The sequence below is a fragment of the Allobosea sp. 01N443 genome, from assembly GCF_056399325.1.
The window spans coordinates 1-19,098 of record NZ_JBFTRC010000044.1 but is presented as its reverse complement, the minus strand read 5'-3'; the positions used below and the strand labels follow the sequence as shown (position 1 = coordinate 19,098).

The 19,098-nt window shown below is 67.4% G+C and carries 19 protein-coding genes and 1 pseudogene; 10 read left to right on the top strand and 10 right to left on the bottom strand.

Annotated elements, in window-relative coordinates:
• Positions 1 to 96: 96 nt before the first annotated feature.
• Entirely contained in the window at positions 97 to 1,263 is a 1,167-nt protein-coding gene (locus tag AC1DRP_RS13635; RefSeq protein WP_441508327.1) for a GGDEF domain-containing protein, read from the bottom strand.
• Positions 1,264 to 1,460: 197 nt separating this feature from the next.
• On the opposite strand from AC1DRP_RS13635, the gene AC1DRP_RS13630 reads away from it, so the two are divergent.
• The 7 genes from AC1DRP_RS13630 to AC1DRP_RS13600 all read left to right on the top strand — a co-directional run bounded on the left by AC1DRP_RS13630 (position 1,461) and on the right by AC1DRP_RS13600 (position 6,927).
• Positions 1,461 to 2,009, top strand: a complete 549-nt coding sequence (locus AC1DRP_RS13630; protein WP_476768739.1) for an RNA polymerase sigma factor — start codon at positions 1,461 to 1,463, stop codon at positions 2,007 to 2,009.
• A gap of 1 nt (position 2,010) precedes the next feature.
• Positions 2,011 to 2,808, top strand: coding sequence for an anti-sigma factor family protein (locus tag AC1DRP_RS13625; RefSeq protein ID WP_476768727.1), 798 nt, complete (start codon positions 2,011 to 2,013; stop codon positions 2,806 to 2,808).
• A 101-nt stretch (positions 2,809 to 2,909) separates the two neighbouring features.
• Positions 2,910 to 4,238, top strand: coding sequence for a sulfite oxidase (locus AC1DRP_RS13620; RefSeq protein ID WP_441508329.1), 1,329 nt, complete (start codon positions 2,910 to 2,912; stop codon positions 4,236 to 4,238).
• A 2-nt stretch (positions 4,239 to 4,240) separates the two neighbouring features.
• On the top strand, positions 4,241 to 4,588 hold the full coding sequence (locus AC1DRP_RS13615) for a hypothetical protein (protein WP_441508330.1): 348 nt from the start codon (positions 4,241 to 4,243) through the stop codon (positions 4,586 to 4,588).
• Positions 4,589 to 4,600: 12 nt separating this feature from the next.
• Positions 4,601 to 4,990, top strand: coding sequence for a c-type cytochrome (locus tag AC1DRP_RS13610; protein WP_441508331.1), 390 nt, complete (start codon positions 4,601 to 4,603; stop codon positions 4,988 to 4,990).
• A gap of 314 nt (positions 4,991 to 5,304) precedes the next feature.
• Complete coding sequence (locus AC1DRP_RS13605) at positions 5,305 to 5,832, top strand: 2'-5' RNA ligase family protein (protein ID WP_476768726.1); 528 nt, start codon at positions 5,305 to 5,307, stop codon at positions 5,830 to 5,832.
• 168 nt (positions 5,833 to 6,000) lie between these two features.
• Positions 6,001 to 6,927, top strand: coding sequence for a LysR family transcriptional regulator (locus AC1DRP_RS13600; protein WP_441508333.1), 927 nt, complete (start codon positions 6,001 to 6,003; stop codon positions 6,925 to 6,927).
• Here the strand turns inward: AC1DRP_RS13600 and AC1DRP_RS13595 are convergent.
• On the bottom strand, positions 6,878 to 7,612 hold the full coding sequence (locus AC1DRP_RS13595) for an SDR family oxidoreductase (RefSeq protein WP_441508334.1): 735 nt from the start codon (positions 7,610 to 7,612) through the stop codon (positions 6,878 to 6,880). The two genes, AC1DRP_RS13600 and AC1DRP_RS13595, sit on opposite strands and share 50 nt — an antisense overlap.
• A 535-nt stretch (positions 7,613 to 8,147) precedes the next feature.
• Here AC1DRP_RS13595 and AC1DRP_RS13590 point away from each other — a divergent pair.
• The 3 genes from AC1DRP_RS13590 to AC1DRP_RS13580 are packed head-to-tail and all read left to right on the top strand — an operon-like array spanning position 8,148 to position 12,512.
• Positions 8,148 to 9,743 (top strand): DUF4153 domain-containing protein, encoded by a 1,596-nt coding sequence (locus AC1DRP_RS13590; RefSeq protein WP_476768725.1) that lies wholly within the window; start codon positions 8,148 to 8,150, stop codon positions 9,741 to 9,743.
• A gap of 13 nt (positions 9,744 to 9,756) precedes the next feature.
• The gene (locus tag AC1DRP_RS13585; protein ID WP_476768738.1) at positions 9,757 to 10,461 is read left to right on the top strand and encodes a response regulator; all 705 of its coding nucleotides are present in this window, start codon (positions 9,757 to 9,759) and stop codon (positions 10,459 to 10,461) included.
• The gene (locus AC1DRP_RS13580) at positions 10,458 to 12,512 is read left to right on the top strand and encodes a DUF2809 domain-containing protein (protein ID WP_476768724.1); all 2,055 of its coding nucleotides are present in this window, start codon (positions 10,458 to 10,460) and stop codon (positions 12,510 to 12,512) included. Before AC1DRP_RS13585 ends, AC1DRP_RS13580 begins: the two co-directional genes overlap by 4 nt.
• On the opposite strand, the gene ccoS is transcribed toward AC1DRP_RS13580, so the two are convergent.
• The 8 genes and pseudogenes from ccoS to ccoN all read right to left on the bottom strand — a co-directional run.
• Positions 12,509 to 12,745, bottom strand: a complete 237-nt coding sequence (gene ccoS, locus AC1DRP_RS13575; protein ID WP_441508337.1) for a cbb3-type cytochrome oxidase assembly protein CcoS — start codon at positions 12,743 to 12,745, stop codon at positions 12,509 to 12,511. The genes AC1DRP_RS13580 and ccoS overlap by 4 nt on opposite strands.
• Positions 12,742 to 14,854, bottom strand: a pseudogene (locus AC1DRP_RS13570) (heavy metal translocating P-type ATPase). Before AC1DRP_RS13570 ends, ccoS begins: the two are co-directional and overlap by 4 nt.
• On the bottom strand, positions 14,851 to 15,642 hold the full coding sequence (locus AC1DRP_RS13565) for a DUF2189 domain-containing protein (RefSeq protein ID WP_476768737.1): 792 nt from the start codon (positions 15,640 to 15,642) through the stop codon (positions 14,851 to 14,853). Before AC1DRP_RS13565 ends, AC1DRP_RS13570 begins: the two are co-directional and overlap by 4 nt.
• A gap of 25 nt (positions 15,643 to 15,667) precedes the next feature.
• A complete protein-coding gene (locus AC1DRP_RS13560; RefSeq protein ID WP_441508155.1) occupies positions 15,668 to 15,874 on the bottom strand; it encodes a hypothetical protein in 207 nt (68 codons plus the stop codon).
• Positions 15,871 to 16,749 (bottom strand): cytochrome-c oxidase, cbb3-type subunit III, encoded by an 879-nt coding sequence (gene ccoP / locus AC1DRP_RS13555; protein WP_476768723.1) that lies wholly within the window; start codon positions 16,747 to 16,749, stop codon positions 15,871 to 15,873. The genes AC1DRP_RS13560 and ccoP overlap by 4 nt, the downstream gene beginning before the upstream one ends.
• Before the next feature lie 3 nt (positions 16,750 to 16,752).
• Entirely contained in the window at positions 16,753 to 16,923 is a 171-nt protein-coding gene (locus tag AC1DRP_RS13550) for a cbb3-type cytochrome c oxidase subunit 3 (RefSeq protein WP_441508153.1), read from the bottom strand.
• 4 nt (positions 16,924 to 16,927) lie between these two features.
• A complete protein-coding gene (ccoO, locus tag AC1DRP_RS13545; protein ID WP_441508152.1) occupies positions 16,928 to 17,662 on the bottom strand; it encodes a cytochrome-c oxidase, cbb3-type subunit II in 735 nt (244 codons plus the stop codon).
• A gap of 4 nt (positions 17,663 to 17,666) precedes the next feature.
• On the bottom strand, positions 17,667 to 19,098 hold a 1,432-nt coding region (gene ccoN / locus AC1DRP_RS13540), incomplete at its 5' end, for a cytochrome-c oxidase, cbb3-type subunit I (protein ID WP_476768722.1).

Sequence of the window (19,098 nt, the reverse complement as noted above, 5' to 3'; positions counted from 1 at the left end):
GACGGCAGCCGCCGTCCGCTCAGGTCATGTCTCGCCCTTCCGCCTGGCCATCCGGAGGGCGGTGGGGCTTGTCGCGATCGGGGCATTCGATCGGCGTCAGGCCGCTTCGGAGACGCCCTTCGCCGCGGCGATCTGGATGCGGTTCCTTCCGAGCGCTTTTGCCTTGTAGAGCGCGAGGTCGGCGGCCGAGAGCAGTTCGGCGAGGGCGGTTGCGTTCGATGCGGCTTCGGCCAGCCCGATGCTGACGGTTGCCGTCATCTGCAAGCCATCGCTTCTCGCGGCACGTTCGGCAAATTCCCTGGCCACAGTCTCGCCGATCCGGCTGGCTGCCATGCTGTCCAGGCCCGGCAGCAGGATCGCGAACTCTTCCCCGCCCAGGCGGCCGATGACCCCGTTCGCGCCGGCGATGTCGCGCGACACGGCGGCGAAGAGCCTTAGCACCGCATCGCCGGCGTCATGCCCGTAGCGGTCATTGATCGCCTTGAAGTGATCGAGGTCGAAGGCGAGCATTGAGACCGGCCGCTGCGCCGCCCCATCCCGCAGCGCCCTCGCGCCATGTTCGAAAAAGCCCTGGCGGTTGCGCAGCCCGGTGAGGAAATCGGTGCGGGAATCGGCCAGGAGCTGCGCCTGATATTCCTCGCGGATCAGAGCCATCAAGGCCATCGGCATCGCGACAGTGAACAGCACAGCCTCGTACATCGTGACCTTGGCGAGAACCGGCAGCAGGCTCTCCCCGTAGGTTGTGACGAGCACAGGCGCGACAGTCGCGCGCAGGAAATAGAACAGGCCGTGGCAGACGAAGACCCCGACCGCGATCGGCCGGGATCGCAGGGGCTTCACAGCGCGGCTGCGCAACAGGACAAGCGCCGTCAGGCCGCAGATCGCGGCGATCGGCAGCGAGCCGACATAGGTCCAGAAGAACACCGGAAACTCTTCGCCGCCGATGGCCCAGGCAGCGGCCAGGACAATGAGCACTGCGGCGCAGCGGCCGATGCGTACGCGCTCGTCGAGGCATCTGACGCCCTGGAGAACCAGGAGGTAGCCGAGAACCATGACGATATTGGTGAGGGCTGGGCCGGTGATGCCGGGAAACGCCTCGCGCCTCATGGCCAGCAGGCAGCCAATGGCGAAAGCGACATAGCCGGCGGCCCATATTCCGAGTGGGCGCGAGCGCTGGGCATGCGCCTTGCGCTCCCAGAGCGTCATCGCTGCGGCGACCAGCGATGTTCCAACGGTCAAGTACCAGAGGGTCGGAAGGTCCATGTTCATCGCGTCATTGGGACCTGGCCTCAGGCACGTCAGGCGAGGTCGGGAGGGTCCTTTATGGCAGCGTCACTCCTTTCATGTGCGAGAAAGGAATTAACATTTGTTGAGCTTGACGGCGCACCTCGCGTCATCGTCCGAGCCGGAAACCTGCCCGAGCCTTGAGAAGCCCGGGAGCCTCTGCGATAGGATGAGGCCTGAAAGCCATCGCGGAGGGGCTCATCCTGCGTATCGTCGTCGAGCGTGCCCTGCGCCGGAACTGGGACCGCCTGTTCTTCTATGCGCTGCGGCTGAGCGGCAGCCGGGACGCGGCGGCCGATCTGCTGCAATCCTGCGCGATGAAGGCGCTGGCCGCGTCGCCCCCCGAGGAGGACGAGCGTCTCCGGCCCTGGCTCTTCACGATCCTGCGCAATCTCTGGATCGACGAGCATCGCCGCGGGCAGGCCTCTGTGCTTGCCGCCACCGAGGCGGAAGCGCCCGAGGGCGCATTTTGGCGCCATCATGACAGCCTGATCGCCGAGATCACCGTGCGCCAGGCGCTCGAACGTCTCGATCCGTCGCATCGCGACATCCTCGAGCTGATCGATCTCGCCGGGTTTCGCTATGGCGAGGCGGCCGAGATTCTCGGCATTCCCACGGGGACCGTGATGAGCCGGATCAGCCGGGCGCGGGCAGCGCTGCTGGAGGCGATCGAGGGCGGCAATCTCCGCGTCCTGCCCGCACGGCGCCGCCAGGCGGGTGGCTGACATGACCGGGCGCGAAACCATCTCCTGGGATCTGCTCAACGCCTATGTCGATGGCGAGATGGAGCCGGGCGAGGCGGCCAAGGTCGCAGCTGCGATCGCGGCCGATCGCGAGATCGCCGCCAAGGTCGCGACGCTGACGCATCTGCGCGCCACCATGCGCGCGCTGCCGCCGCAGGAAGAGGCGCCGCCCTTCGCCTTGCCGGAACCCCCGCCGCCAACGCGACTGAAGCCCCGGCCATGGCTGCAGGTGGCGGCCGCGCTGCTCATCGCCTGCGGGCTCGGCGTCGCCTGGTTCGGCCTGTATCGCACGGACCCCGCAGAATCACCGCTGACCGCGGCCGTTGCCGCGCATCGGCTCTGGCTCGCCCAGGTGCCCGCCGCCCAGGCGCAGCGTCTCGGCGTCGAGTTGGCAGGCGCCGATGTCGACGCCCTGCCGGATCTGTCGCTCGCTTCGCTGCGCCTCGTGCATCTCTCGCTCGACCCCGCCGTGCGGCGCGGCGGCGGCGTGCTTGCCGGCTATGTCGGACCCAATGGCTGTCGCGTCGGCCTGTGGATCGCGCCGATCGACGACAGCCTGCCGGCGCGGCCAGCCGTACAGGATCGCGAGGGTTTTGCGATCCGCGCCTGGCACGGCCACCACGCGAGCTACGCCCTGATCGGGCAGGGCATCGATCCCGCCCGCCTCGACGGCATTGCCGCCCTCGTCGCGAGGCTGACCGAGGATGAACGCAGCATCCCGCGCGAACAGATCGCGGCGCTGGCCGAGGCGCGCAGCCTCCGGCCCGCTTGCGTCGGCTGACGGATTTTTTCGCTCCGCCAGAATATTTTTCTCGACCTGGAATAAATCGCATCGGCCCGGCGTCGTCTCCAGCGAGGAACATGTCCTCGGGAGAAAACACCATGTTGGAAGACGTCCAGGCGCGGGATGCCGCCGCCGAACCGCATCACGATTCAGTCTCCGAACGCTCCACCGCCCCACGCGCATCGCGACGCCTCCTGCTCGGCGGCAGCCTGGCAGCGCTCGGCGCCTCGCTTGGCGGCCTGCCGCGCCTCTCGATCGTATCGTCGGCTGCCGCGCAGGGCGCTCCTGCTGCCGCGCCCGCAGCCGCCCCGCCAAAGGGGCCGCAGCCCTTCGATTTTCCGGGCAAGGACAAGGGCCTGGTGCTTCTGGGCGATCGGCCACTCGTCGCCGAGACGCCGGAAAGCCTGCTCAATGACGACACCACGCCGATCTCAAAATTCTTCATTCGCAATAACGGTCAGATCCCCGAGCCGGTGGCGAATGCCGAGACCTGGCAGCTCAAGATCGAGGGCGAGGTCGAGGAGCCGCTGACCCTGACTCTGGCCGAGCTGAAATCTCGCTTCGCGGCACAGACCTTCCGGATGGTGCTGGAATGCGGCGGCAATGGCCGTTCCTTCTACCAGCCAGCCGGGCGCGGCAACCAATGGACCAATGGCGGCGCCGGTTGCGCCGAATGGACCGGGGTGCGCCTCGCCGATGTGCTGAAGGCCGCGGGTCTCAAAGCCGGCGCCAGGTTCACCGGCCATTTCGGCGCCGATCCGCATCTCTCCGGCGACACCACCCGCGATGCGATCTCGCGCGGCATGCCGATCGAGAAGGCGCTCGAGCCGCATTCGCTGATCGTCTGGGCCATGAACGGAGAGCCGCTGCCGCATATCCATGGCGGCCCGTTGCGCCTGCTCGTCCCGGGCTGGCCGGCCTCACTCTCGTCGAAATGGCTGAACCGCATCCTGGTGCGCGCAACCCCGCATGACGGGCAGGGCATGGGCGGAACCTCCTACCGCATCCCGACCGTGCCGCTCATTCCCGGGTCGAATGCCGACGGCAAGACCAATTTCACCGACATGACCTCGATGCCGGTGCGCTCGATCATCACCGCGCCCGCCAATGGCACGCGCCTGCCGGCTACTACCCGCGAGGTCGCCCTGCGCGGTGCCGCCTGGGCCGGCGATCACGATGTCGCCAAGGTCGAGGTCTCCTTCGATGCCGGCCAGCGCTGGCAGGCCATGACGCTGGCGAAGCCGAAGAACCGCTATGACTGGGTGCGCTGGACCGGCGCGGTGACCCTGCCGAGCGAGGGCTATTTCGAGCTCTGGGTCCGCGCCACGGATTCCCGCGGGGTTGCCCAGCCGCATGTCGCGACCAACTGGAACCCGCAGGGCTACGGCTCCAACCCGTTCCACCGCACCGCGATCCTGGTCGGTTGACGATGGCCGCGCTTCACTCGCTCCGGATGGCCGCTCTTGCGGCCATCCTCCTCGCCCCCGCCGGCAGTTTTGCCCAGGAGGAGACGCCCGAGTCGCTGCCGGATTTCCGCGGCCGCGACGAAACCTTTGGCTACTGCATCGGCTGCCATTCGATGAAGGTCGTCGGCCGCCAGGGCATGGATCGCGTCCGCTGGGACGAAACCCTGAACTGGATGACCGAGAAGCACAGCATGTCGGCGCCCGATCCGGAGATGCGCGCGATCCTGCTCGACTATCTCGCCCAGGCTTTTCCGCCGAAGGCTCCGGCCCAGAGCGGCGGTTGGGTCAGTCCCTTCGCGCCCAAACCATAGGACTCCAACGATATGAAGCTTGCCTCACTGCTGGGGGCTGCGCTGCTCGCGGCCGCCGCCCAGCCCGCGCGTGCCCAGGATGCCGCCGCCGGCGAGAAGGTCTATGCCCAGTGCCGCGCCTGCCATCAGCTCGGCGAGACCGCCAAGAACACGGTCGGGCCGATCCTCAACGGCGTGATCGGCCAGAAGGCCGGAACCCGCGAAGGCTATGGCTACAGCGCCGCGATGAAGGATTCCGGGCTGACCTGGGACGACGCCACCTTCGCCAACTACATCCAGAACCCGCGCACAAAGGTGCCGGGCACCAAGATGATCTATGCCGGACTGAAGGACGAGAAGCGCATCGCCGATCTGCTGGCTTTCCTCAAGCAGTTCGATGCGAGCGGAAAGAAGGGTGGGTGACGGAGCGCGCCCCGGTGCCCTCTAAAGCATCGGCCCGAAACGTGGATTGCGGTTTTCGGGACAGAGCCGGCGCAAATACAAAGGGTTAGATCATCTGACCGGATAGGATTTCCTGTCCTATGATCTAGCCCGGCCGCGCAGGTTGCAGCGCTTCGTGACGATGACGGCTGGATCGGCGCGCGCCTCGGGCTGGCCGGGGTAGGGCAAGGCACGGTCGCCGGGCCGTGGCGGGCATGACGCTCGAAGCCTTGCGGTCTCTCCGTCCCGCTTCTGCAGTTGCAGGAAGGGGCGAGGCGGGGCACACAGGCTGCAGCATGTTCGGCATCACCCTGCGCACGCAGGACCCTGCAAAGCCCTTCTGGGCGCTGGTCGACAAGGCCTCGGCCTTCGAGACCGCGCCCTCGATCCGCGCGCTCGGCTATTTCCCCCACATCACGCTGGCGCGCTGCCCGGCGATCGGGACATCCAGCCTCGCCGCCGCCGCGGAGGCGCTCGCGGGCGAACCGGCCTTCGCGCTGACCTTCGAGCGGATTGAATTCTTCGATACCGAGCCGCTGGTGCTCTGGCTGAATCCCAGCCTCGATCAGCGCCTGATCGAGGCTCACGCAAGGTTGCATGCACGTGTCGATCCCGCACTCTGCGACCCGCATTACYTCGCGGAGCACTGGAGGCCGCATCTGACGATCGCGATGGCGATCGGTGGGACACAGCGGGAGTCTGCTTTCGACTTCGCCAAGCGGCCGTTTGCGCCGTTCACGCTGACCTTCGATGTCGCGGATTGCCTGTCCTGGCCGCCGGTCAGCATCCTGCAGACGCGAACGCTGGACCAAGAGCCGGCTTAGCAATCGCGTGGATTGAATCGGATGCTCGGGCCCGCCTGCGGCGGTCCTCGCTGCACGGGGAAGAGCGGTGCAGCCTGCCCGTTTGCGGGTGATCGGAAGGGCGCGGCGGGTGGTCAGCAGGCGGCCGGCCGCGTAGCATATCGATGCACAATCGCGGACTGCATCGCCATGCTCTCAAGATCGCTCAAGACCTTCCTGACCGTGGCGCGAACGCTGAATTTCACCCGCGCCGCCGAAGAGGTTCATCTCGCGCAGTCGAGCGTGAGCGACCAGATCCAGGCCCTGGAAACTGAACTCGGGGTTGGCCTTTTCACGCGTTCGAGGCTCGGTCTGGAGCTGACGCCTGCCGGAAAAGTTCTCCAGCCCTATGCCGAGGAGCTGACGCAACTGGCGGATGAAGCGCGGGCGGCGATGAGCGCGATCGCGGCGCACCCTGCCGGATCCGTCACCATCGGCGCGTTGGAGACCATCGCGTCGGCGAAGCTCCCGCAATGGCTTGCAGGCTTTTCGCGCAAGCATCCCGAGATCACGCTCACGATCAAGATCGGGAGYAGCGGAGAACTATTGAGGCAACTGGTGGATGGAGACATCGATGTCGCCTTCCGTTTCGACCAGCCGGATCTCGATGAACGTCTGGCCAGGCGTGCGATAGCGACGGCGCCCCTCGTCATCATCGGGTCCCCCGACAATCGCAGCGCGCTCCCCGGGGATCTTGCTGCATTCGCCGGCGCGCGCTTCATCGTCACCGAAGTTGGATGCGTCTATCGGCGGCTGTTCGACGAGGCTTTCGCTCAGGCGGGCCTCGCACGCCCGAGCCCCGCAGCCGAGGTCGGCAGCATCGCCATGATCGTGCGCCTGGTCGCGAGCGGGGCGGGCCTCGGCCTCGTCCCGCGCTTCGCCGTCACCGAGGCCCTGGAGCGCGGCGAGGTCGCGGACGCACCATGGCCCGGACCGCCGCCCTCGCTCTCGATGATATGGCGGCGCCGCCGCATCCAGCCCGCGGCGCTCAAGCATGTGCTGGCCGCCAGCGACAGTTTCGAACCGGTCAGATCAGCCGGTGTCCGCCCTCGACATGCAATACCGTCCCCGTCGTGAACCCGTTGCCCATCAGGAACCGAACAGCGTCCGCAATGTCATCGGGCTGACCGATCCGCCCAACCGGCAGGCGCTCGGCCATGGCGCCCAGCACCTCGTCCTTGCGGTCTCCGGCGACGAAAGCCCAGATCGGCGTGTCGACCCAGCCCGGCGACACCGCATTGACGCGGATCGGCGCCAGTTCGACCGCAAGCGCCCGGACCAGCCCTTCCAGCGCCGCGTTCACGGCCGCCACCGCAGCCCCGCGGGCCGAGGGCCTGTAGGCGGCGATACCGGAGGTGAAGGTGAGCGAGCCATCGCGACCGATCTTCGAGACGCCATGCTTGGCCAGCAGCAGTGGCGCATAGATCTTGCTGTCCACGGCTCTCTGGACGGCCTTCAGGTCGAGTGCGGGCAGGAGTTCGTAAGCGCCCTCGATGTCAGCCACCGTGCAGACGACATGGTCGAGCGCGCCGACGCGCTCGAAGAGCGTCACCATCTGCTCTTCGCGGGAGACATCGGCAACGACGGCGGCGAGCGCCGCGGGAAAGCGGAGAGCCTCTTCGGCAGCCCGCAACCGGGCTTCATTGCGTCCGACGATGATGACTTCGGCGCCGGCGTCGAGGCAGTGCCGCGCCAGGGCCAGACCCATCCCGGATGCGCCTCCGGCGATGAGAACCTTCTTATGCGCGAGCGCCTTATCCATGATGATCGATCCCTTCGGGTTTTGAAACGTCGTCGGCAGACGTCGCAGGCCGGGCGGAGCCTTTGAAGCGGAATAAACCGATCGTGGTATCGGAAGCACCGATGCTTGGCCCTGCTAGATCACCGGACCGGATATCGTATCCAGTCCGGTGATCTAACCCTTTGTCTTTGCATCGGCTTTCCCGAAAACCGCAATCCACTTTTCGGGCCGATGCTTTAGGCGACACTGCCGGTCATCAGGGTCGACGAACGGCCGCTTCCCGCGGAGGGGCCGTTTCCTGCACGAAAACTGCACAACAATCCTGAGATCCTGAGCATTCTCAGGACCGGCGCTGCAATCGGCTGCGGCATCTCTGCGGCATGGCAGAGATCGTCGCTCCCCGTTCCCTCACATCAAGGCTGCCGCGCCGGCTGGCCCGCGATGGCTGGTGGCTCGTGGCCGGACCGCTCCCTGCCGAGACCGCCATCCTGGCCTTTCCCGCTCCGCCGCGCGGCCCCCGCGCGCCCGAATCCTCGATCAGCGAAGCCCCATGCCCATGTCCTCCCTTTCAGCAGAACCCCTAGAGCCGATATCCTCCCTGCCAGCGGAGCTGACGGCATCGCCGTTCGCGAGCCGCGCGACGCGCTGGCTCGCGACCCGGCTCGGGCTCGCCGCCGGCCTGGTGCTGCTCGCCGATTTCCTGTTCTACGGCCATTGGCTCGGCATCTCGCTCGCCTATTTCCTGGCGGCGCTTGCCATCGCTTCGCTCTGGGCGAACCCAATCCGCGCCGGCGCCGGCAGGCGCATCCTGGCGCTCGCGGTGCTGGGGGCGGGGCTGCTCGCCATCGCCGAGGAGGTCAGCCTGCTGTCTTCCTTCGTTGCGATCCTCTGCACGGCGGCCTTTGCCGTCATTCTCAGCCAGCAGCAGGCGCGCTGGCAGGAGCTGCTGCGGCAGGCGAGGCTGATGCTGCTGTCCGGCGCCGGCGGGCTAAGGCGGGATATCGGCCGTGTCGGCCGCCTCTCGGCACGGCGTCGGCGCGCATCCTCCGGCAGCGCCTGGCTCATCGGCTGGGTCGTGCCGCTGGTCCTCGTCGGCGTGTTCGCAACCCTGTTTGCCTCCGCCAATCCGCTCGTCGAGATCTGGCTGAACCGCATCGACCTCAGGCTGTTGCTTGATCTGCTCTCGCCCTGGCGCGCCGCCTTCTGGCTGATGATGCTTTGCCTGGTCTGGCCGATGCTGCATGTCCGGCTCGCCCGCAAGCGCCAGGCGAAGGCGAACCCTGCGGCGCCCCTCACGCCCGATCGCCACGGGCTCCTCGGCGACACGGCGATCCTGCGTTCGCTCGTCCTGTTCAACGCGCACTTTGCCGTGCAGACCCTGCTCGACATCGCCTATCTCTGGGGTGGCGTCGCACTGCCGGACGGCATGAGCTATGCCGCTTACGCCCATCGCGGCGCCTATCCGCTCGTCGTCACGGCGCTGCTGGCGGCCGTCTTCGTCTTGGTCGCGATGCGGCCGGCCGGCGCCTCCGAGCGCCACCGCCTCGTCCGGCCGCTGGTTCTCGCCTGGGTCGGCCAGAACATCATGCTGATGGTCTCGACGCTGCTGCGGCTCGATCTCTATGTCGAAGCTTATTCGCTGACCTGGCTCCGGCTCGTCGCCTTCATCTGGATGCTGCTCGTCGCGCTCGGCCTGGTGCTGATCATCGTCCAGATCGTCGGGCGGAAATCGGTCAACTGGCTCGTCTCGGCCAATGCCGCCGCGCTGGCGCTGGCGCTCTACGCCTTCTGCTTCGTCAACACGCCGGCGGTGATCGCCAACTACAATTTCCGCCATTCCCAGGAGCTGCGCGGCACGGGCTCGCGACTCGATGCCGCCTATCTGACATCGCTCGGTCCCCAGGTGATCCCGGCCTTCGATCGCTACACGCCGCGCGTCGCCGCAGTTGGTCGCACAGTCCCCAATTCGACCTGGTCCTGGAACCCCAACAGGCTGCCGGGCAACCGTGGGTACATGGCCGATCGCCACCACAGGGAACAGGCGGATTGGCGGGCCTGGGGCTTTCGCGCGTGGCGCCTGTCGCGCTACTTGGCTAACACTCCCCATGCCCCGCTCGGGGGCAAGAGCAGCCCGGCCCCAGCTGACCAGTGACAGGCACGTGACGATGGCGCCCCGCATTCTTGTGGTCGATGACGACAGTCATATCCGCGAGGTCATCTGTTTCGCACTCGAAAAGGCCGGCATGGCCACGTCAATCGCCCGCGATGGCGTGCAGGCCCTGGAGAGTTTTCGGCGGCAGCCGGCCGATCTCGTCATTCTCGATATCGGCATGCCCGAGATGGACGGGCTCGAGGTCTGCCGCCAGCTGCGCAAATCCTCCGACGCGCCGATCCTCTTCCTCTCGGCGCGGGACGAGGAGATCGACCGGGTACTCGGCCTCGAGATCGGTGGCGACGACTATGTCACCAAGCCGTTCAGCCCGCGCGAACTGGTGGCGCGCGTCACCGTCATCCTCAGGCGCACGCGCACCGGCCGCTCGGTCGGGGCCGCGTCGGTGGAGCCGCTTTCCTGGGGCGCATTGCGGCTCGACCCCGAGTCGCATCTTGCCAGCTTCGCGGGCAGGGCGCTGCCGCTGACGGGGATCGAGTTCGCGATCCTGAAGACCTTTGCGGCCCGTCCCCGCCAGGTCTTCAGCCGCGAGCAGATCCTGGAAAGCGCCTATGGCGGCGCGATCCATGTCGCCGACAGGACGATCGACAGCCATATCCGCAACATCCGCGCCAAGCTCGCGGCATCGGGCTGCGGCAGCGCCATCGACACCGTGCACGGCGTCGGCTTCCGCCTTGGACGCTGCGAGGCCGGGACGTGACGGCCTCTGCCCCGTTCCCGGCCCAGGTCGCCGCGAAATGGCGGCCCAATCTCAGCCTTATCGTCTTCCTGATGCTGACGGCGGTGCTGGCCTTGCCGCTCGTCGGGCTATTCTTCTTCCGGATCTACGAGAACCAGCTCGTCCACCAGACCGAGGCCGAGCTGATCGCCCAGAGCGTGGCCCTCTCAGCCGCCATCCGGCGCGATTTCGAGAGCAACCTGCCGGCCGACGCCGCGCTGGGTGCTCACGTTCCGGCAACGCCGTCCTCGTCGGCGGACGAGCCGTTCAGGCCGATCCTGCCCAGCCTCGACCTGACGCGCGACAACCTGCTGGGCCGCAGGCCGGACGCGAAACCCGCGCCCGAGCCCGCCGGCGCAACCTTCAAGGCTGCCGGCGAGCGGCTTTCGCCGCTGCTCCTGGATACGCAGACAATCACGCTCGCCGGTTTCCGCCTGCTCGACCCCCATGGCGTGGTGATCGCGGGCCGAGACGAGATCGGCCTGTCGCTCGCCCATGTCGAGGAGGTCGCCAAGGCGCTGCAGGGCTCGTTCGCCGCGACCTTGCGGCAGCGCGTCTCGAGCCATGCGCCGCCGCCGCTCTACTCGCTCAGCCGCGGCACCAGCATCCGCATCTTCACGGCGACGCCGATCATCCTGGGGGATCGCGTCGCCGGCGTGCTCTATGCCTCGCGCACGCCGAGCAATGTCTTCCGCCATCTCTATGAGGAGCGCGGCAAGGTCGTGCTGGCCGGCCTCTCCGTCGCAGCGCTCACCCTGCTGATCGGGCTTGCCTTTCACCGCACCATCACCCGGCCGGTGCATGAGCTGATCGCGCGTACGACCGCCATCGGTCATGGCGACCGCAGCGCCATGCGCCCGCTGACGAACCACGGCACCGCCGAGTTCGCGCGCCTGTCGCAGAGCTTCCTGGACATGGCCGGCAGCCTGAACAACCGCTCCGATTTCATCGCGACCTTCGCGGCCCATGTCTCGCATGAGCTGAAATCGCCGCTGACCTCGATCGAGGGCGCGGCCGAGCTGCTGCGTGACGATGGCGCCGGTGACGGCCCTGCGATGAGCGAGGCGAAGCGCCGGCACTTCCTCGGCAACATCATCGCCGACACGCATCGCCTGACCGCGATCACCAACCGCCTGCGGGAACTTGCCCGCGCCGAAAGCACGCCGACCGGCGGCACGACCAGCCTGTCTCCGGCAATCGCCGATCTGCAGCGGGATTTCCCCGGCATCCGGATTCGCGCCGAGGGGGCGCTCGACAGCGCCATCCGCATTTCGGCCGAGAACCTGCGCATCATCCTCAGCCATCTCACCGACAATGCGCTGCGTCATGGCGCGAGCGAGCTCGACATCGTCGCGGCCACGGAGGCGGACCGGCTCTGCCTCACCCTGCGCGACAATGGCAGCGGCGTGTCCCCGAACAACCGGGCGCGGATCTTCGACAGCTTCTTCACCACGCGCCGCGACAGCGGCGGCACCGGCATGGGATTGTCCATCGTCCGCGCCATGCTGAACGCCCATGGCGGCGCGATCGCGCTTCTCGACGACGAGCCCGGCACCACCTTCGCACTGGCCTTTCAACGGGCGCCCGGGGCGGAAACCCATGTCGAGACGAATGTGTCTGAGACAAGCGAGCCCGAGACGGGCCTGCGCTCGCGCGGGATGATGATCGCCCTTTGCCTCGCAACGATCGCCGCGGGGCTGCTCCTGCGCCGTTTCGGGATGGGGCTCGGGCTGCCGTTCGGCGTCGTGAAATATGGCGGCTCGCTGCTCTGGGGGACGATGGTCTACCTTCTGCTGACCATCATCGCTCGGCGTCAGCCGGCATCCCGGCTTGCGATCCTTGCCGCGCTGATCGCGCTCTGCGTCGAGCTCAGCCGCCTCTATCACACGCCCTGGCTCGATGCCTTCAGGCTGACGACGCCCGGCGCGCTGCTGCTCGGGCGCGTCTTCTCGCCCTGGAACCTGGTGGCCTATGGCGCCGGTATCGCGTTGGGCTGGGCGACGGACCGCCTCATTGCACGGGCGCGCCTTTAGCGCCTCGACACCGCCTCATCCCTTCCTTTCATGGGGGGCGCCGAGGGCTCGGGCCGAGCGGCGCCGTCGCGCTCCCCCGTCGCGATCCGGTCGTCCTTGTCATCGAGCAGAATGCGCTCGGCCGCTCCGTCGAGATCCTCATACTGGCCGCTCTTGAGGGACCAGAGGAAAGCGGCGAGCGCTGAGGCGCCGAGCAGGAGGGCCAGGGGCACGAGGAAGACGAGGCTGCTCATTGGCCCGGCTCCGCGGCCAGCCTCGGCTCTGCCGGCATCGCGTCGGCCGGGCGAGGGGATCCGGCCTTATCCACTTTGAGACGCAGCGCATTGGCGACGACGAGGACGGAGGAAAGCGACATGGCGAGCGCCGCGATCAGCGGGGTGACATAGCCCGCAATCGCGATCGGCAATGCGACGGCATTGTAGAGGATCGCGAGCGCAAAATTCTGCCGCACCAGCAGGGCGGAGCCGCGCGCGAGCTTGAGTGTGGTCGGGATCGCGTCGAGCCCGTCATGCAGGAAGACGAAATCGGCTGCATTGCGGCCGATATCGGCGGCCGAGGCCGGCGCAATCGAGACATGCGCCGCGGCGAGCGCGGGTGCATCGTTGAGGCCATCGCCGATCATCAGCACCTTGCGGCCCTGGGCCGCGAGGGCGGCGAGCCGCTCGACCTTCTGCGCCGGCAGCAACCCCGCGGCGACCGTGCCGATGCCGAGCCTGGCGGCAATGCTGTGCACGGCGGCTTGCGTATCGCCGGAGAGCAGTGCGATTGCGATGTCCTCGTTGCGCAACGCAGCGATTGCGGCCTGCGCCTGCGGACGCAACGTCTCCTCGAACACGAAGCTGGCGAGCAACGTGCCGTCGCGGCTGAGCACAGTGCCAGCCTCCTGGCTGCCAGCGCCTGCGGCAAGCGCCCATTCGGCCCGACCGAGGCGGTAGAGTTGTCCCTGCAGCCACCCTTCGATGCCGAAACCGGGATATTCCCGAAGGTCCGACAGCGCGGGGCCGCCGGCCGGCGCTGCAGCGGCAATCGCGCGCGAGAGCGGATGGCTGGAGCGGCGGGCGATCTCGGCCGCGATCGCCAGATCCGCCGGGACAATGGCGCCGCCATTGACGAGGCGTGGCTGTCCGAGCGTCAGGGTGCCGGTCTTGTCGAAGGCTGCCATGTCGATCTCGGCCATGGTGCCAGTCGCCGGTTGCCAACATCCAGCCGAGAAAGGTGAGGAAGGCCGTGGCGTGAACCACCGGCGAATAGAGCGCGGCGGCCCGGTCGGCGATGCGTCGATAGCCGGCGCGCCCGCCCTCGGCAGCCTCCATCAGCCGGATCATCTCGGCGAGGAAGGAGGTCTCGGCCCCGGCGGTTGCGGCAATGGTCAGCGGACCGGAGAGGTTGAGCGTTCCCCCGCGCACAGGTGCACCCATGGCCACGGTGCGCGGCGCGCTCTCGCCGCTGACAATGGCGCAATCCAGTTCGGATGTTCCCTCCACGACCACGCCATCGACGGGAATGCGATCGCCCGCACTGAGCGCGACGCGCATGCCCGCCACGATCTCGGCAAGCGGAAGATAGTCGCGGCTGCCATCTGCCCGCAGCACCGTTGCGCCGCGCGGCGACAGGCGCATCAGGCCACGCACCGCGGCACGCGCCTTCTCGCGCATGAGATGGTCAAGGGTCCGCCCGATCAGCAGGAAGAAGATCAGCGAGGTCGCAGCGTCGAAATAGGCATGCGGGCCGTCATGCAGCGTGTCGTAAAGGCTGAGACCGAAAGCGAGGCAGATGCCGATCGAGATCGGCACGTCCATATTGGTGCGGCCGTGGCGCAGCGCCGACCAGGCCGAGTCGAAGAAGACGCGGCCGGAATAGATGAGGCAGGGCAGGGCCAGCGCGGCCGAAATCCAGTGGAAGGCGCTGCGGGTCTCCGGTTCGGCGCCGGACCAGACCGAGACCGAAAGCAGCATGATGTTCATCGAACAGAAGCCGGCGACTGCCAACGCCCGGATCAGGCGGGCGCGTTCCGGATCGGACCGGTCCGCCTCGCTCTCGAAGAGGTGGCCGGGATGGCCGAGCCGGGCCAGCGCCACGAACAGGTCGGGGGCCTCCTCGCCGCGCCACTTCACGGCGACGCGCCGGGTCGACAGGTTGACCCGGACGTGCTCGACACCGGCAATCTGCATCAGGCCGGTCTCGATCGTCCGGATGCAGGCCGCGCAGTGAACATCGGGAACGGAGAGATCGGCCTGCCTGAGGCCGTCGCCCAGCTCGCGGCTGGCGAGCCGGATTTCCTGCCGGGCCGCGGAACCGTCGAACGTGCCGGAGACGTCGAACGGCGGCGCGCAGCAGCTCATCTGATCGCCCGATAGCTATGCCAGGTCGCGTGGCCGAGCAGCGGGAAGACGATGATCAGCCCGAGCAGCCCGGTCGCCACACTCAGGAGGAAGAGCGCGAGCACGATCGCGCCCCAGGCGAGCATCACCGGCAGGTTGTTCCAGACCAGCGAGATGCTGGTGCCCATCGCGGTGAAGGCGTCGACCCTCTCGTCGAGCAGCATCGGGATCGCGAAGGTGCTGATGGCGAAGGAGAAGGCCGCGAACAGGCCGCCCGCCACCGTGCCTACCAGCAGCATCGCCCAGCCCTCCGGCGTCGAGACCAGCATGGCGAGGACATCCTTGAGACCGGGGAACGGCCGCAAGCCGAAGAACAGCGCATAGATGATTACCGCGGCCCGCATCCAGACCAGCATCAGCAGGCACAGGATGGCGCCGGTGTACCAGACCTGGCCGCCGGAGTCCGGCTTGACGAAGATCATGCGCGCGAGGCTGACGGCGCGGCCGGCCTCGATGTCGCGGCTCTTCTGGTAGAGGCCGATCGCCAGGATTGGCCCGACCACCATGAAGCCGGCGAGAGCGGGCAGCAGGATGTAGTCCAGTTCGTAGCGGAACAGCCCCCAGACGATGCCGAGCGACACCAGGAATACCGCCGCTCCATAGAGCAGGCTCGGCACGGGGCTGTGGCAGAGATCGCGCCAGCCTGCTCCGAGCCAGGCCAGGGCCGCGCCTGCCGGCAGGTTGCGCCGTCGCTGTGCGGCGAGGGGCAGCGGGATGTCCTGGCCGTTTTCGATCTGGCCGTTTTTGATCGTGCCCACGATGCTCCTCCCCGCTTCAGCAGGCCGGGCGGGCGGCACGAAACGTGCCTGCTTCGCCCGCCGATTTCGCATGCGGCACGCAGTCCGGCTGCGAACCGATGGCGACATAGACCAGATGCGCATTGGCGAAGGCGACGAGCGCGGCTCCTGCAATCAGCAGCGCCAGCCAGAGCGCCCGCCGGCTGCCGGGCCGCCGCGCTTGCCCGTTGGTTGCGGGGCTCATCGTGCGCCGTCCCGCAGCGTGCCGACATAGAGCGCAAGCAACTTGATGTCGGTCGGCGAGAGGCGGCCTTCCCAGCTCGGCATATGGCCCTGGCGCCCGTTATGGACACTGTCGAAGACCGATTGCGGATCGCTGCCATAGATCCAGTTGGCGTCGGTCAGGTCCGGCGCGCCGAGATCGTKCCGCCCCTTGCCGTCCTCGCCGTGGCAGGCGATGCAGGTCGTTGCAAACACCTGCTTGCCGGCGGGCACACGCGCCTGGTCCGCCTCCGAGAGCGGCTGCCCGGAAAGCGAGAGGACATACGCGACGACGTTTGACAACTGCTCGCGGTCGAGCATGCCATCGCGGCCGAAGGCCATCATCTGCGCGGCGCGCGTCTGCCCGCTTGTTCCATTGATTCCGACGCGGATGGTCTCGGCGATCGCCTCGGGCTCGCCGCCCCAGAGCCACGAGCCCGCGGCGAGATTGGGGAAGCCTGGTCCGCCCTTGCCATCGCTGCCGTGACAGACGGCGCAGTTGTCGCCGAACAGGGCCCGCCCGGTGTCGCGCACATGGCGCATCAGCGCGGGGTCGGCGGCGATCTCCGCGAACGAGGCGTTGGCGATGCGCTGGGTCCAGCCGGCGCGCTCGGCTGCCGCATCCTGGACCTGGCGGGCCACGATCTGGCGCTGGTCGTTGCCGAGCAGACCCTTCGTATAGGTCCAGCCGAGCGGCCAGGCCGGCATCAGCAGCCAATAGACCACAGCAAACAGCGTCGAGGCCGCCAGGAAGAACAGCACCACGCGCGGGATCGGCGTGTCGAGTTCCTCGATGCCGTTCCACTCGTGACCGGTCGTCAACTGTCCCGTGACGGGGTCCCGCTTCGCCTGGTCCATGTTTCAGTCCCCCGGCCTGTCGTCCTTGTCGAGAATGCTCTTCTTGGCGCGGTCGAAGCGGGCCCGGTTCGAGGGCCACAGAGCATAGATCAGCACGCCCGCCGCCAGCGCGATCAGGTAGAAAAGCCCCCAGCTCTTGGCGAAGCCGACGAGCGATTGATGATCGATGTCCATCGCCTCACCTTGCCGTGGCCGCCGTCTGCCGATGCGCCGCATCGGTCAGCCGGCCCAGGACCTGGAGATAAGCAACCACCGCGTCCATCTCCGTCAGGCGGCCTGGCTGCCCGTCGAACGCCCGCATGGTCGTGGCCTCGCCGTAGCGCTCGCTGACGCCGCTGGCATAGGGGCTGTCGGGGTGGGCCTGGCCATAGGCATCGGCGCTCGCATTCGCGATCATCGCATCGGTATAGGGCACGCCGACAACGCGCAGTGCGGCGAGGTGCTGGCCGAGATCCTCGGTCCGCAACTCGTTGCGCATCAGCCAGCCATATTTCGGCATGACCGATTGCGGCACCACCTCGCGCGGATTGATCAGATGCGCGACATGCCAGGCGTCGGAGTATTTGCCGCCGAGCCGCGCCAGGTCCGGGCCGGTGCGCTTCGAGCCCCACAGCATCGGATGATCGTATTTCGACTCGACCGCGAGCGAATAGGGTCCATAGCGTTCGACCTCGTCGCGCAGCGTGCGGATCATCTGGCTGTGGCAGGCATAGCAGCCCTCGCGGATATAGATGTTGCGCCCGGCCGTTTCGAGCGGTGTGTAGACGCGCATCTCGGGCGCGGTCTCGACCGTCTCGTGGATGGTGAAGAGCGGCGCGATCTCGACGAAGCCGCCGATCGCCGAGACGCCGATGATGGCCAGCACGAAGCCGATGGCGCTGCGTTCGAGCCTGCGATGGAAGAACTCGGCCATGGTCTCACTCCCCCGGCTGCAGCGCCGGCCCGGCCACTGGCAGGGCAGGCTGGTCGGGATCGGCCGCTTGCGGCGCAGTCCGCGCGCGCGCCATCCGGATTGTCATTCCGACATTGTAGGAGGCGACGATCGCCCCGAGCAGGAACAGCAGGCCTCCGACCGTTCGCGCGATGTAGTAGGGATGCATCGCGACGACGCTGTCGATGAAGGAAAAGGCGAGCGTGCCGCTGGAGTTATAGGTGCGCCACATCAGGCCCTGGATGATGCCCGAGTTCCACATCGAGAAGACGTAGATGACGGTTCCCGACAGTGCGAGCCAGAAATGGACCTCGACCAGCTTGGGCGAATAGATCTGATCGACCTTCCACATCCACGGTACCAGCGCGTAGAGCGAGCCGAAGGTGATCATCGCCACCCAGCCGAGCGCGCCGGCATGGACATGGCCGACCGTCCAGTCGGTGTAGTGCGACAGCGAATTGACGGCCCGGATCGCCATGAACGAGCCTTCGAAGGTCGACAGGCCGTAGAAGACGGCGGCGACCATCATGAAGCGCAGCGTCGCATCGTCGCGAACCTTGTGCCAGGCACCGTTGAGGGTCGCCAGTGCATTGCCGGCCGAGGCCCAGGATGGCACCAGCAGCACGACCGAGAAGGTCATGCCCAGCGTCTGCACCCATTGCGGCAGGGCGGTGTAGTGCAGGTGGTGCGAGCCCGCCCACATATACATGAAGGTGATGCCCCAGAAGCTGATGATCGACAGCCGGTAGGAGAAGATCGGCCGGTCCGCCCGCTTGGGCAGGTAGTAGTACATCATCCCGAGGAAGCCCGAGGTCAGGAAGAAGGCGACCGCGTTGTGGCCGTACCACCACTGCGTCATCGCATCCTGCACGCCGGAGAACAGCGAATAGCTTTTCGCATGGCCGAACGAGACCGGCACGGCCAGGTTGTTGACGATGTGCAGCACCGCCACGACCAGGATGAAGGCCATGTAGTACCAGTTGGCGACGTAGATATGCGGCTCCTTCCGCCGCTGCAGGGTGCGGATATAGATCAGGAAGTAGACGACCCAGACGACGACCAGCCAGATGTCGGCATACCATTCGGGCTCGGCATATTCCTTGGACTGGGTCAGCCCCATCAGATAGCCGCTGGCGGCGATCACGCAGAACAGGTTGTAGCCGAGCAGCACGAACCACGGGCTGATCTGATCGGGCAGGCGGGCCCTCGTGGTGCGCTGCAGCACATGGAAGGAGGTGGCGATCAGCGCGTTGCCGCCGAAGCCGAAGATCACGCCTGAGGTATGGACGGGCCGAATGCGACCGAAACTCGCCCAGGCGGCGTCGAAGGTCAGGTCGGGCCAGGCGAGGAGCGCGGCAACCCAGACCCCGAAAAACATGCCGACGACGCCCCAGGCGAGGGCAAGCACGATGCCAACC